The 13,988-nt window shown below is 61.3% G+C and carries 12 protein-coding genes; 3 read left to right on the top strand and 9 right to left on the bottom strand.

Annotation, left to right across the window (positions count from 1 at the left end; translation table 11 throughout):
• Nucleotides 1-44 precede the first annotated feature (44 nt).
• The 3 genes from EI290_RS05140 to purE all read right to left on the bottom strand — a co-directional run bounded on the left by EI290_RS05140 (nucleotide 45) and on the right by purE (nucleotide 2,925).
• Nucleotides 45-680, bottom strand: coding sequence for a hypothetical protein (locus EI290_RS05140; protein WP_125427412.1), 636 nt, complete (start codon nucleotides 678-680; stop codon nucleotides 45-47).
• A 408-nt stretch (nucleotides 681-1,088) separates the two neighbouring features.
• Nucleotides 1,089-2,258, bottom strand: coding sequence for an endonuclease/exonuclease/phosphatase family protein (locus EI290_RS05135; protein WP_221766234.1), 1,170 nt, complete (start codon nucleotides 2,256-2,258; stop codon nucleotides 1,089-1,091).
• A gap of 115 nt (nucleotides 2,259-2,373) precedes the next feature.
• Nucleotides 2,374-2,925 carry a 5-(carboxyamino)imidazole ribonucleotide mutase gene (gene purE / locus EI290_RS05130; protein WP_125427410.1) on the bottom strand — a complete coding sequence of 184 codons (552 nt, stop codon included), beginning with the start codon at nucleotides 2,923-2,925 and terminating at the stop codon, nucleotides 2,374-2,376.
• Nucleotides 2,926-3,074: 149 nt separating this feature from the next.
• Here purE and EI290_RS05125 point away from each other — a divergent pair, with 149 nt between their 5' ends.
• The 3 genes from EI290_RS05125 to hemE are packed head-to-tail and all read left to right on the top strand — an operon-like array spanning nucleotide 3,075 to nucleotide 5,371.
• Nucleotides 3,075-3,701 carry a MarC family protein gene (locus tag EI290_RS05125; protein ID WP_125427408.1) on the top strand — a complete coding sequence of 209 codons (627 nt, stop codon included), beginning with the start codon at nucleotides 3,075-3,077 and terminating at the stop codon, nucleotides 3,699-3,701.
• Between the two features lie 54 nt (nucleotides 3,702-3,755).
• Nucleotides 3,756-4,310 (top strand): hypothetical protein, encoded by a 555-nt coding sequence (locus EI290_RS05120; protein ID WP_125427406.1) that lies wholly within the window; start codon nucleotides 3,756-3,758, stop codon nucleotides 4,308-4,310.
• Between the two features lie 23 nt (nucleotides 4,311-4,333).
• Complete coding sequence (gene hemE, locus EI290_RS05115) at nucleotides 4,334-5,371, top strand: uroporphyrinogen decarboxylase (protein ID WP_125427404.1); 1,038 nt, start codon at nucleotides 4,334-4,336, stop codon at nucleotides 5,369-5,371.
• A gap of 129 nt (nucleotides 5,372-5,500) precedes the next feature.
• On the opposite strand, the gene EI290_RS05110 is transcribed toward hemE, so the two are convergent.
• The 6 genes from EI290_RS05110 to EI290_RS05085 all read right to left on the bottom strand — a co-directional run bounded on the left by EI290_RS05110 (nucleotide 5,501) and on the right by EI290_RS05085 (nucleotide 13,971).
• The gene (locus tag EI290_RS05110) at nucleotides 5,501-6,520 is read right to left on the bottom strand and encodes a bifunctional heptose 7-phosphate kinase/heptose 1-phosphate adenyltransferase (RefSeq protein WP_125427402.1); all 1,020 of its coding nucleotides are present in this window, start codon (nucleotides 6,518-6,520) and stop codon (nucleotides 5,501-5,503) included.
• A 148-nt stretch (nucleotides 6,521-6,668) separates the two neighbouring features.
• On the bottom strand, nucleotides 6,669-7,892 hold the full coding sequence (locus EI290_RS05105) for a pyridoxal phosphate-dependent aminotransferase (RefSeq protein ID WP_125427400.1): 1,224 nt from the start codon (nucleotides 7,890-7,892) through the stop codon (nucleotides 6,669-6,671).
• Nucleotides 7,893-8,186: 294 nt separating this feature from the next.
• Entirely contained in the window at nucleotides 8,187-10,172 is a 1,986-nt protein-coding gene (locus tag EI290_RS05100) for a glycosyltransferase family 2 protein (RefSeq protein WP_125427398.1), read from the bottom strand.
• 109 nt (nucleotides 10,173-10,281) lie between these two features.
• A complete protein-coding gene (recR, locus tag EI290_RS05095) occupies nucleotides 10,282-10,893 on the bottom strand; it encodes a recombination mediator RecR (RefSeq protein WP_125427396.1) in 612 nt (203 codons plus the stop codon).
• A gap of 137 nt (nucleotides 10,894-11,030) precedes the next feature.
• Nucleotides 11,031-11,312 (bottom strand): ATP-dependent Clp protease adaptor ClpS, encoded by a 282-nt coding sequence (locus EI290_RS05090; RefSeq protein ID WP_125427395.1) that lies wholly within the window; start codon nucleotides 11,310-11,312, stop codon nucleotides 11,031-11,033.
• A 127-nt stretch (nucleotides 11,313-11,439) separates the two neighbouring features.
• Entirely contained in the window at nucleotides 11,440-13,971 is a 2,532-nt protein-coding gene (locus tag EI290_RS05085) for a DUF4132 domain-containing protein (RefSeq protein ID WP_221766233.1), read from the bottom strand.
• Between the last annotated feature and the right edge of the window lie 17 nt (nucleotides 13,972-13,988).

The raw sequence follows: 13,988 nt of genomic DNA, 5'->3' as shown, positions 1-13,988 counted from the left end.
GTCTCGCGGTGTTCTATGGGCCTGTTGCGTAAGCCCTAATAATTTCAAGTTGAGGCAGCAGTACCGGCTGCGTGGAATTCGGGCCAGAGGTCGGGGGCGAACTGGCCCAGCACTTCGTGCAGCAGCTCCCGCACGGCCGGGTGGCGGGCCAGGGCCAGGTCGCGGGCGGCCAGCAGGCGGTCGGCGTAGAGCAGGCGCAGGCCGGGGTGGTCCAGCACCGGGACGGGGTCGGGCAATTCGGCCAGCTTCGCCCCTACCGCCGACAGCGGCCAGTGGTGCAGGGTGGCTTGCAAGTGCTGCACCAGGGCATCGGCCGGGGCCAGGCCCTGGCAGAGCCGCAGCAAATCGGGCAGGTGCCGCAGAAGCAAATCGGCGGAGTAGTGGGCGGCGGGGGTAACGGGACCGGGATACTCCTGGAGCCACACGCGCACGGCCGTATCGTCCAGCTCGCGCAGCACGGTAAGCTGCACGGCGCGGTAGAGGTAGCGGGCGGCCCAGAGCGCGGCATCGGCCTCGAAGGCGGGCACGGGCGCGGGCTGGTGCTGGGCGTCTTCGGCGTAGGCCCGCTCCAGCCAGGCCAGAGCGGCCAGCTCGTTTTCCTGCTCGGCGGGCATGGGCGCGGGGCTCACGGTGCAGGTGCCCGCCGTCCAGATTTCCTCAATAAACTCCGCTAACGTCATCGTCACAAGCCCGAAGTGGGCTGATACATAAGATAAACCGCCCGGTTTGAGGCGGCCACTGCCGCAAGTAGCGCATAACTGACGGAGTTTCCGCCTGCCGGACGCGGTTTTTTAACTGGAGTTCAGGCTTATCACCCGAACTCCAGCACGCGAGATTCCTTGGTTCCGGCTCCGCACCATGGCTGGATGCGCCACATGCTCTGCATGACAGTTAGCCTTAGACATCAGCACGCGAGATTCCTCGACTTCGCCTCCGGCTACGCTCGGAATGACGTTCTGGGGCTTGGTTCCTACCACAACGTCAGCACGCAAGATTCCTCTCGCCGCTTGATGCGCGGAATGTCAGAAGGACGTTCTGGGGGCTGGCACATCTTGCCGAACGACCTGTCCCTGTGGGGGGTGGGCTTGCTAGGTAGTCAGCTCCTTTTTCTGGCCGGGGTTGGCGTCCTCCTCCGCTTCTTCCTCGTCTTCCTCTTCGAAACCCTCCTGAATTTTCTCGGCGGCTTCCTCATGGTCGCCGGCGTCAGCTTCCTCACAGTTTTCTTCCTGCTCCTCCTTATCGTGGGGCTCGTAGCTGAGCTTGATGTAAATAGGAAAATGGTCGGAGCCAACGTAGGGCAGGCGCTCCATGTCATCCACCTTGAAATGCGCCGACACGAAGACATGGTCGAGGGGCCAGCGCAACAAGGAGTAATCGGCGTGGAAGGTCGGCAGCAGCCCCCGGCCCACGCGCGGGTCCATGAGGCCGCTGATGCGCCGGAACAGCTCAGAAGTGTGCGACCAAGCCACATCATTCATATCCCCAAACACAATGGTGGGCTCATCCTTCTTATCGATGGCCTTACCTACCAGCAGTAGCTCGGCGTCGCGCTTGGTGCTGGTTTTAGATTCGGCCGGTGCCGGCGGCTTGGGGTGCAGCCCGTAAACACGCACCCAGGTACGGCCGTCGGCCAGCTGTACCCGCGTGTGCAGGCTGGGCACGTCGTCGTCGAGCAGGTATTTTACTTCGCACCCTTCCAGCTTCAGGCGGGAAAAGAACAGCAGGCCATAGGTGTTATCAAGGGGCTCGTGGCAGGTGTAGGGGTGGGTTTGCTCCAGGGGCCGAAGCTGCTCGTACCACCACTCATCCGTTTCAACGGCCATAATAATGTCGGCATCGGCCTGCTGCAGCACCTGCAGCGCCTTGCGGCCCTGTTTGTTGAACTGCAGTACATTCATCATGGCCAGACTAATGTGCCGGTCACCGTCCGTGAGGGTACTGTCTCCTATCTGTTTTTTCACCAGCCGGGTGTAGGGCATAATCCGGAAGGCCTGATACACTACTGCCACTGCCAGGATAAGCAGCCCGCCCTTGCCATAGTAGCCAGGCAGATCCAGCCAACCCAGCGCCAATCCGCCCAGAATAACCACCAGCAGCACGCCCACAATCTGGAGGCGCGGAAAATCAAACACCCGAATCCACCACGCCGTTTGGCGGAGCAGAGGCAATAGGGTGGCCACCAGTGCCGCCACAGCCAACAGGGCCGTAAGACCATGCAACACGGTAAGCCAGAGCGGAAGAGAGTTGAAGTCGGGCAAGGGGTTCGTAGTTTCTGGTTACTGGTTGCTAGTTGCTGTTGCTGGCTCCTGATTGTCAGGTCAACTGATGGCCGAACGACAACCAGCAACCAGCAACTAGCAACCAGAAACTCACTTAATCATCGTTGAGGCCGCCTTTGCGCAGCTCTTCGATGGTGCGCATTACTTTATCCTTAAGCGAAGTACGGTACTTTTCCAACGCATCCTGCAGGCGGGCGTTGCTGAGGGCCAGCATCTGAGTAGCCAGCACGGCGGCATTGGCGGCTCCATCCAGGGCCACGGTAGCCACGGGCACTCCGGCCGGCATCTGGAGCATGGACAGGATGGAATCGAGGCCCTGGATGGAGGTGGCCGAGTTAATGGGCACTCCAACAACGGGCAGCGTGGTGAAGGAGGCTACCATGCCCGGCAAGTGGGCGGCGCCTCCCCCACCGGCAATGAGCACACGCAGCCCCCGTTTCCGGGCGGTTTCGGCGTATTCTACTAACCGGTGCGGCGTACGGTGGGCCGATACCAGAGTGAGCTCATATGGTACCCCAAACTGGCGCAGTAGTTCGGCGGCAGCCGTCATTACTTTCAGGTCGGACTGGGAGCCCATGATAATTCCAACCAACGGCGTATCGGCAGGAACAGATTCGGAGTTGGGCACGGGAACGGCGGTGGTCATACTAGTGAGAGAGAAAATTGGGCAGTACCTACCCCGAATTGGCTTCTACGGGTCGGGGCAGCCATGGTTGGGGCTCTAAACATAGCATTTTCCCTGCTTGCTGATTCTCAAAGGCTCGTACCTTTACCCGCCTCCTACTGCCTCCGCCGATGGAAATTCTGCTTGCTACTTTCACCACTCTGTTTTCCGTAGTCAACCCTTTTGGGGCTATGCCCGTGTTTCTGACGCTCACGGAGGAAGATACGCCCGCCGAGCGGGCCAGCATCGGCCTGAAGGCCTGTATCTATATGATTGGGGTGCTCACCGTATCGTTTTTCGCGGGGCAGTACGTGCTCAACTTCTTCGGCATCAACATTCATCATCTGCGCATTGCGGGCGGCATCTTGCTCATGCGCTCGGCTTTCGACCTGCTGACGCCGGGCGGCAACCGTGCCAAAGTATCGGACGCGACGCTGGAGGAAAGCATGCACAAAAACGACATCAGCTTCACGCCGCTGGCTATGCCCATGCTCTCGGGCCCGGGCTCGATGGCCGTGTGCATCGGCCTGTTTACCAAGAAGCTGAGCGTGCCCGATATGGGCCTGATTGTGCTGGGATTCGTGCTGGTGGCCCTGGCCGCCTACATCATCCTGATGTCGTCGCTCCGGCTCACGCGGTTTCTGGGCCGCCCCGGCATGGCCGCCCTGGCCCGCATCATGGGTTTTCTCACGCTGGCCATCGGGGTGAATTTTCTGGCTACGGCTATTGTGGCGTTGTTTCCGGGGCTGAGCCGGTAGTGGTGCAGGATGGGAATATGGGTTTTCATAATACTTGCTGCGCTACTCCTGGTTGTGGCACTGATGCTGGGCGCCTACCTGGTCCTGTACCGCTGGCTACAGCGCCGCTGGGGACGAGGAGCGGTTATCACACTCCTGGTGATTACCCAATTGACAGTGGGATACATAATCTATAGCGTCACAACTTACAATTCCGATGGTTTCTACCGCGACGAATACGAACGGATAACGCTCCGCCCGTTTCCAGAATCTGGTAAGCTGTCCACGCACGAACGCACCCGCACCAACTCGGCCGCACATCCTTCTCATAATCAAGCATGGGCGTTGTTGAGAGTGTCGCCACAGGAGTACCAGCAATTGCAGAAGCAATTGGCACAAGACGCGCGTTTCTCTCCCTATCCGTGCATTGTAAGCCAACTACACCACGGGCGCCGGCCGTTTCAGCTGAATTTAGGTGACATATATGCCTGTGGCCAGTACGCCTATGGCTACGCACGCCGCGACCAGTCGCAACTGCTGTACATCGGCTTCGTGACGAATGGTCAGTATCTGGCTATCTTATCTCTGGATTACGGATACATCCCTTCCGCCCCTCTGACAACACCGTAGCGAAGCGTATCTTTGCGCCTCCTATGCTGAAGAACGACCTCCTCCTCCGTGCCGCCCGTGGCGAAGAAACCGAGCGTACCCCCGTGTGGCTCATGCGCCAGGCCGGCCGCATTTTGCCCGAATACCGCGCCCTGCGGGCCCGCCTCAGCGGCTTCAAGGAACTGGTAGAAACCCCCGACCTCGCCGCCGAAGTAACTATCCAGCCTATCGACGCGCTGGACGTGGACGCGGCCATCATTTTCTCCGATATTCTGGTGGTACCCGAAGCCATGGGCCTCACCTACGAGATGGTGGAAGCTCGTGGCCCCCTGTTCCCCGAAACCATCAAAACCCCCCAAGACGTGGCCCGCATGCGCGTGGCCGACCCTGAGGAGCATCTGGGCTACGTGCTCGAAGCCATCCGGGTAACCAAGCGGGCCCTCAACGGCCGGGTGCCGCTCATCGGATTTGCCGGGGCCCCTTGGACGATTCTGGCCTACATGGTGGAGGGCCACGGCTCCAAGACCTTCAGCAAGGCCCGCCGCATGCTCTACGCCGAGCCCGAGCTGGCCCACCAACTGCTGCGCAAAATCACCGATACCACCATTGCCTACCTGCGGGCCCAGGTGGCTGCCGGGGCCAATCTGGTGCAGGTCTTCGACTCCTGGGCCGGGATTCTGCCGCCCGCCCATTACCAGGAATTCAGCACCCGCTACATTGCCGAAATCTGCCGGGCCATGCCCGCCGATGTGCCCGTAACGGTGTTTGCTAAAGGCGCTTTCTGGGCCGTGGAGGACTTCGCCCAGCTGCCCTGCCGCACCATCGGCCTCGACTGGAACCAAGACCCGCGGGCCGTGCGCCCCCTCGTCGGCGACAAGACCCTGCAAGGCAACCTCGACCCTTGCGCCCTCTACGGCACGCCCGAGCAGGTACGCGCCGCCACCATAGCCATGCTCGACCAGTTCGGCCCGCACCGCCACATTGCCAACCTCGGCCACGGCGTCTACCCCGATACCAACCCCGACAATGTGAAGGTGTTCATTGAGACGGTGAAAGGGTACAGCGCTACGCTTAGGGCTTAGGGCTTAGGGCTTAGGGCTTAGGGCTTAGGGCTTAGGGCTATATGTGAAAGGCCCTGCCGGGTTACGGCAGGGCCTCTTTTCTTGACTTTTTCTATGCCGCAGGCCTTCCTGAACCCTAAGCATCAGGCCCTAAGCACTAAGCACTAAACCCACCCGCTCGGCTTCTTGTAGCAGCAGGGTTTTCTCAATGGGCACCACCCCAACCTGCTCGCACACCAGCCCGCCGCCCAGGTTGGCCAGCGCGGCCGTAGCCGGAGCCGACAAGCCGAGCGCCACGCACAGCGCGGCAATACTGATAACCGTGTCGCCGGCGCCGGACACATCGGAAATAGTGCGCAGGTGAGCCGGAATATAGGTACGGGTGAGCTGGCCATTCTCCACGAACACGCCCCGCTCCGAGAGGGTAACGAGCACCGTTTCCGGCTGCAGCACCTCGCGCAGGCGGGTAACGGCGGCTTCGAAGTGGGGGCGGTCGGCGTCGGCGTCGTTGAACTCCAGCTTCAGGCCCTCGCGCAGCTCCTTGAGGTTGGGCTTGAACAAGGTGCAGTGCTGGTAAGCCAGGAAGTTCTTTTTCTTGGGGTCGACTACGGTGGGTACGCCCTGGGCCCGGGCCAGCTGGATGAAGTGCTGAATACTGCTTTCCTGCAACACGCCCTTGTCGTAATCCTCAAAAATCACCACATCGGCGCGGCTGAGCAGCTGCCCGAAGCGGGCAGCCAGCAGAGCGTTTTCCTCGGCGTTGAGGCTGGTTTCCACTTCCGAGTCGATGCGTAGCAGCTGCTGCCCGTGGGCCAGAATGCGCTGCTTTACCGTGGTGGGCCGGTAGCCGGAGCGCACCATGCCCTCGGCCGACAGCCCGGTGGTATGCAGCAGCTCCAGCAGTTGGTCGCCGCCCTGGTCCTCGCCTATCACGGCGCAGAGCAGGGGCGTAGCACCCAGGGCCTGCACGTTCAGGGCCACATTGGCAGCTCCGCCCAGCCGGTTTTCGGTACGACTCACGTTTACTACCGGTACCGGGGCCTCGGGTGAGAGCCGGGCAGCCTTGCCCCACAAGTAGGCGTCCATCATCACGTCGCCCACAATGAGTACCGTGAGGTGGTTGAAAGCGGCGAATAACTCGGGCAACGAAGCAGGAACGGCAGCGGGCATTACGGCGTGGGCATGGTAAGAGGCCGCAAAGGTAGCTAGTAGCGCGCAGCTCCGCTGCGCGCACGAGCGGAGCGAGTAACGGGCGTCTGGCTCTCTCGCATGGGAACTCGCCTGCGGCTCGTGCGCGAAGCAGAGCTGCGCGCTACTGTTACTGCAGTTTCGCTAGGCTGTTTTTGATCCGGATAAACGCTTCGCGCAGCTTTTCATCGGCGGCGGCGGTGCTGAAGCGCATGCAGTTGGGGGCCCCAAACGCGCCCCCATCCACGGCGGCTACGTGGGCGTCATTGAGCATAAACATGGCCAAGTCGGCGGCGCTGCTGATGGTTTCGCCGGTGGGCGTGGTTTTGCCGAAATAGCCGCTCACATCCGGAAAAATATAGAAGGCCCCGCTGGGCGTAGGCGTCCGGAACCCGGGAATATCCTGCACCAGCTCCAGCACCAGGTCGCGGCGGCGGCGGTAGGCGGCCACCATTTCGTCGGCGGAGGAGCGCCCGCCCTGCAGGGCGGCCAGCGCCGCCCGCTGCGTGATGGAGCAAGTGGCGGAAGTAATCTGGCTTTGCAGCTTTTCGCAGGCAGCGGCAATTTCTTTGCGGGCCGCCAGGTACCCGATGCGCCAGCCCGTCATGGCGTAGCCTTTGGAGAAGCCGTTGACGGTAATCACCCGGTCCTTCACGGCCTCAAACTGCGCCAGGCTGGCGTGCTCCCCGGTGAAGTTGATATACTCGTAAATCTCATCTGCCAGCACATGCACCTGGGGGTGGCGGGCCACTACCTCGGCAAAAGCGGCCAGCTCGGCCCGGCTGAATACCGAGCCGGTGGGGTTGCAGGGCGAGGAGTACATGATGAGCCTGGTGCGGGGCGTAATAGCCGCTTCCAACTCCTCGGCGGTTACCTTAAAGTCGTTTTCCAAGCGGCCCATCAGCTGCACGGTAGTGCCTTCGGCCAGCTTCACCATCTCCTCGTAGCTCACCCAGTAAGGAGCCAGCACCAATACCTCGTCGCCGGGGTTGATGAGGGCCAACACGGCGTTGGCCAGGGCCTGCTTGGCCCCAGTGCTTACCACAATGTTTTCGGGCTTATAGCTGAGCTGGTTGTCGCGTTGCAGCTTGTCGCAGATGGCTTGGCGCAGCTCCGGGATGCCGGGCACGGGCGTGTAAAAGGTGTAGCCCTCATCCAACGCCTTCTTGGCAGCATCCTTAATGTATTGGGGCGTCTGGAAGTCCGGCTCCCCAAAGCTCAGGCTGATAACGTCCACCCCTTCGGCTGCCAGGGCCCGGGCCTTTTTGGCCATAGCAATGGTCTGCGACTCCTGCATGGCGTTGATGCGGTCAGAAAGAACAAGGGGCGCGAAAGTAGTAGCGTCAGCCGACATGAACTTAGGGAGAATTAAAGGAAGAAATGGGTGGAGCCCAAAGGTACGAGGAAGGTACGGAGGTTTTGTGAGGGTGTGAGGGGTGAGGGTTGGAGGGTGTGGGGGTGTGAGGGTGTGAGTTGAAACGGGACTGTTGTCTTGAGCATGTTGCGCATCAGGCGAGAACGAAGCGCCCTGTTATGCTGGAACGACATCTGGAACAACGCCTTGCGCTGCCGTGGTAAGGTCCTTCGCTCTGCTCAGGATGACAACTCCTACCCTCCAACCCTCACACCCTTACCCCCCCACTCCCTCCTAGCTTACTTCCTCTTCCCGGCCCAGCTGCCGGAAGCACTGCCACAGCACCCGCAGGTCCATAGCGGGCTCGTAGTCCTTGGCGTAGAGCAGCTCCAGGCGGCGGCGGGTGGCCTCGGTAAGCGGGGTAGTAGCCCGCACGGCATCGGCCGGCGAGAGCACGGCCCGGGCCTGGCGGCGGGGACTGGAAGCATAGCGCAAGCCCACCCAGCTGCAGGAGCCCGCCAGCACCCGCAGACAGTTACGCAGAAAACCGCCCTTATGCTCTTGGCTCCACACCAGCAACGGGCTCAACCCCAGCAGTCCCAGGCTGGTCAGGCTGTCCAGCACCCGCTTGTTGCGCGCCTGCTGGGGCCGGTACAGGTTTAGGGTAATATCGAGGGCGTAATAGTCGCCAGGGGCGTCTTTGCCGGAGCTGCCAATGATGTATTGGCTGTCCTGGGGCAGAATTTTGTAGGCTACCGGCGGGTGCTGGGGCAGGCCTACCATAAGCCCGATGATCTGGCTGGCGGGCAGGTCGCGGCCACAGAACACCAGCTCGTTGAGCCCATAAATCCGGATAATGTCTTCCAGCTGGCGCACCTCCCCCAGCAGGTCGTCGGGGGCAACGGAGGCGGGGCGCAGGGCGGCCTGGGGCTCCACGTAGCCAATAACCCGGGCGGGTACGGCGACCTGCTCCAGCAGCTGGCGCACCCGGCGACTTTCCTGCCAGGAGCCCACAATGCCCACATTTTTCTGCTGCCGGCTGGCCAGGCTGAAGGTGCGGTAGCGCAGGAAGTTGCCGGCCATGCGCCGCAGCACCAGGGCCGCCGTAGCCCACACGCCGCCCAGCACAATCAGGGCTTTGGAAAAGCGCCAGGCATCCAGGAAGTTGCTGAAGGCCGAAATCAGAACCGTCCCGAAAAACACCCCCCGCACGATGCGGCTGGCCCGGGCGGGCTGGTCGTAGGCCCCGCTGAAGAAGGCCGCCAGCAGCCACACGGCAATGTACACGGGCACGGCCAGCAGCATAAACTGGGGTGGGTAGGCCGTAGGCACATATTTGTGGTTGTTTTCCCAGTAGTTTTTCAGGAAGTACATACCCGCATATACCAGGGCGGCATCCAGCAGAATGGGGGCGGCCTGCGTAACCAGCCGCTGGCCCACGGCGGCGCCAGCCCGCAGCCAGATAGCCAGGTTAATCAGGAAGCTGAACGTGCCCGCCCGCCCGGGGGCGAAGTGCTTACGGGCAAAAATGACCATGGCCCGGTAAAACACAAACACATAGTTTACGCTCGTGCGCTTAGTGCTTTCTCCCTTGTAGTGAATAATGCGGGTGCTGGCCAGGTAGTAGTTTTTCCAGCCGCCCCGCGTGAGCCGGTACGAGAGGTCAATGTCCTCCCCGTACATGAAATAGTCCTCATCCAGCAGGCCCACCGCATCCAGGGCCGTTTTGCGCATGAGCATGAATGCCCCGCTGAGTACCTCCACTTCGTGGGTTTGCTCGGGGCTGAGGTAGCCCAGGTGGTAGCGCCCAAACCGCCGCGACTTCGGAAACAGCCGGGCCAGTCCAAAAATCTTGTAAAATGCTACCCAGGGAGTAGGCAGGCCCCGCTTGCTCTCGGGCAGAAACCGCCCCTGCCCGTCCAGCATCTTCACGCCCAGACCACCGGCCTGCGGGTGCGCATCCATAAACTCGCAGCACAGCCGAAAGGTATCTTCCTCTACCACCGTGTCGGGGTTGAGCAGCAGCTGGTACTGCCCCCGGGCCCGGCGCAGCGCCTGGTTATTTGCCTTGCTGAAGCCGGGGTTATCGTGGTTTTCCAGCAGAATAACTTCCGGAAACCGGGCTTTCACCATGGCCACCGAGCCATCCACGGAGTTATTATCCACCACGAATACCTCTACCGGCTCCCCCAGCTTCTCCACGGCCCGCCGCACCGACAGCAGCGCCTGCTCCAGAAAGTAGCAGACGTTGTAATTGACAATGACGACGGAAAGCTTCAAGTTATGAGCGGTTAGCTATTGGCTTTTAGCTGTTAGCGGCCCGGCGGTGAGGCGCACTGCTGCCCGGCATTGTGGCAAAGCTAACAGCTAAAAGCCAATGGCCAACAGCCTAGCGGCTCCGCTGCCGCTCCACAATGCTGCGGCCCAGGGTAATTTCGTCGGCGTACTCCAGCTCCCCACCCATTGGAATACCGCGGGCAATACTACTGACGTTGAGCTCAGGCAGGTCGCGGAGCTTGCGCGAAAGGTAAAAGGCCGTAGTGTCGCCCTCCATGGTGGGGCTGATGGCCAGAATTACTTCTTTTATCTCCGATCCTTCGCGCGTAATGCGCTCTACCAGCGAATCTATAGTCAGGTCGGAAGGGCCAATACCTTCAATGGGCGAGATAACGCCGCCCAGCACGTGATACATGCCCTGGTACTGGGCCGTGTTTTCAATGGCAATTACGTCGCGGATGTCTGACACCACGCACACCGTGCTTTGGTCGCGCAGGTGGTTGGCACAGATACCGCACTCCGGCGTATCGGAAATGTTGTGGCAGGTGTCGCAGTAGCGGATTTCGAAGCGCATTTTAGCCAAGGCCTCGGCCAGGGAGGCAGTGGTGTCGGCCTCGGCTTTGAGCAGGTGCAGGGCCAGGCGCAGGGCGGTTTTTTTGCCCACACCCGGCAGCTTAGCCAGCTCGCCCACGGCACTTTCAATCAGTTTGGAAGGAAATTCCATTCAGGTCGGGAAGAAGGTAAAAAGAACTGTCATCCGAGGCTTGCCCGGTATATCAGAAGGCTCGACTGATAACACCAGTTGGCCTTCGATAGGTCCTTGGCAAGCGCCGGATGACAGATTTTTTTGGGAGGGTACTCCTATACCACGTCGGCCGAAATACCCCGGTCGTGAATGGCGGTGCACATGCTGGCCAGCTCGTCGTAGCCCCCGTGCTTTACGGTGCACTGGCCTTTATAATGAATCAGGAGCGTACACTGCTCGGCTTGCTCAGGCTGGTGGCCGCACACATCCATCAGCGTCCGGATAACGTGCTCAAATGTGTTAATATCATCGTTGTACACCACCAGGTCGCGCACATCAATGGTTTCTTCCAGGAGCAGTACGTCCTCGTCGTACTCGATTTGCGGGTTACTGTTCATAGGGCAAAATTACGCAAAAACCGCTAAAAAGGAGAAGCAACTTCTCGGCTTCGGCTTTGTGTAACTAACTGAGGTAATGATTGGTTGCACCGCTGGCGCTGAACCTGACAGAATCATCCTCCCGGCCTTACTCCCGCCTGAGTTGCCGCGTAATGGTTTCGTCGGTAATAGTGTCATCATCCATCAGCAGCTGAGCTTTGCTAAGGATGATGGACAGCACTGCATCGCCTTCAAAGGGCAGGAACACGCCGGCCGTGGCGGCTGGTTTAGCAGAGCGGTCGGGCACAATGCAGAGGTACTGGTCGTTGGGTTTCATAAGAATGTTGCCCGAGCCCAAGTGGATTTTGTAGGTACGCAGCTTGCCCTTTACCTCCAGGAAATTGCCCCTGATTTCGCTCACCCGCCCAATTTTAAGGCGGGGCACCAGCCTTTCCAGGGCCAGCTTGCGGGTTTTGGCTACCTCGCTCAACTCCCCGAAGCTGTAGCTCTCCCAGTAGTTGCGGTACTGTACCAGCCCGCCGTTGTCGCGCCAGAGGGGGTCGTTGCCTACGGAGGCCACCCCCACAAACAGGTCTACGTCGCGCATCACCTCCGAAAAAGCCAGGGGCGGCACGTCCGTTACGGGCACGGACTCGTTCTGGCGCACAAACCGCACTTGGTCGGTGCTCACGTAGTTCCAGATGCCGGTATCGTTCCAAGCATTATCAGCATTGACCTCACTCACCCAAAACTGGGCCTGCAGCTCATGCATCGGCAACTCCAGCGTAGCCGAGTCCGCTTCGTAGCCCTTATCGTAGGCCCCCATAAGGCGGTAGCTCCAGCCCCGCCCCCGCGCCAGGGCGCTAAACTGATGCTGGCGCAGCACATGCGCGGCCATGCGGTTGGAGTAGGTGCGGGTACGCTCCTCGGGCGGGGTAAGCAGGTACACTTCCCGGTAGGCCTGTTTGAGGGGCTGGCGCAGCTGTTGCGCATCCAGGGAGCTGCGCCAGGCCAGCACCTCCTCGGTGGGGGCCAGCACCGGGTGCCACAGCTGCAGGGTGTCGGCGTCGGTGGGTTCGGGCAGCATTTCGCCCTGGGCCGTGCGCCAGGCCCCGTGGTAATAGCGCGCATCGTGGCAGGAGCCGTTGGGGTGATGGATGCGCCAGATGAGGGCGCGGGTTAGCTCGCCCATGAGGCCGTGCTCCAGGTAGTAGCGCCGGAAACGGGGCCAGGCAATGCGCCGGCCGGCCAGGTAGCTTCTATCGAGCCGGTCGCGCTGGGCAGTGTAGGTATGCTGTACCTGAGTGTGGGTTAGCTTGAGCTGGCGCAAGGCCTCGGCGTGCGTGCTTTTGAGGGCCGCCGGAGCCGATTTAAGCGGTTTACCGGCTTTGGTCCAGTGTAGCTCGGCTTTGCCACCAGCCAGCACCAGCTCGGCGTGGTAGTCGCCCAACTCGTACCCCGCCCGCCCGTTCACCAACCCAAACTCGGGCACGGCCATTTCCTCCAGCTCAGCGGGCGTCATGCCGAGCTGCCGGGAGGCCGTTTCCAGGTAGCGCCCAATCAGCCCCTGGGTGTTGGTTTGCTTCACGGCCCCGTACAGGCGCGACAGGTGGGTTACCCCCGGCAGGCCACCCTGGGCCAGCACCCACACCCCCGCATTGCCCAGGCTGGGAGCCAGCTGGCCCTTTGCTGGAATCTTGCGGTAGCACTTGGCTGCCAGCTCTGCCACGCCATGCAGCAGGGCCGCGTTCAGTACTGGCACGCTGGTCCAGAGCAGGCCTTTCACGGCCTCCTGGTTGGCGCTGCTCAGAAAATGCCACTCCATATAGGCGTAGCTGCCGTAGGCGTTGTTTCGGCTCAGCTCCTGCACCGGCAGCTTGGTCAGAGCACTCAGCCACACCTCGTAGTGCGTGGCTACGGCCTCGGGGCCTATAGCCGCTACAGCTGCCTGGGCTTCTTTCTGAAATTTGGCCGTGGGCTGCCCGCCGCTGGCGCGGCGCCAGAGCTGCAGCAGCTGCAGCCAGGGGCCGGCCCCAGGGTCCGTACCCAGGCCCGCCACAAACTCATTCAGCGCCTGCCCAAAAGCGTCGGCAGCGGAAAATGTGACAGTGGGTAGGTTCGCCTCACCGCCGGAGTGCAGCATTTCCCGGAGTTTCTGGGCCGTTTTGACTTCCGTCGGCTGATTGGTTTGCAGGTAGTGAAGCAGCTGCTCCAGGTAGGCCCGGGTGGCCTCCTGCAGTGCCTCAGTTTTGAGCAGCTTCTGCAGCTGGCCCAAGGCCAAGCCAAACGGGTACAACCACAGCCCGGTGCGCCGGGCTTCGTAGTCTGTTTTGCTGAAGTCGAGGTCGAAACAGCCAAACAGCAGCACTATTTCCTCCTGCGTGAGGTGCAGCCGCACACGCAGCAGGCTGGTTAGCGTATCATTGAGGGCGTAGCGCAGCTGCCAGTTTTGCTCCTGGGCGCACACCTGCACGGCCCGGGCCAGGGCCACTACCACCCGGCCCTGCAGCCGGGGCGTCTGCTCCCGCAGGTGCCGGTAGGCGGGCAGTTCCGTGAGCTTGGTGTCGTAGGGCTTCTCGCCTACTTCTTCTATCAGGGCCAGCAACAGCAGCTGCACCTCCGGCTCGGTGCTGCTGGGGGTAAGCAAGCTGTGCAGCAGCGTATTTTCTATACCAGTCATAGGGCGGACTGCCGGAG

The organism is Hymenobacter metallilatus (genome assembly GCF_003944705.1).
Lineage (GTDB): Bacteria > Bacteroidota > Bacteroidia > Cytophagales > Hymenobacteraceae > Hymenobacter > Hymenobacter metallilatus.
Note: the sequence above shows the minus strand (reverse complement) of the source record. Positions and strands in the feature narration are given on the sequence as shown.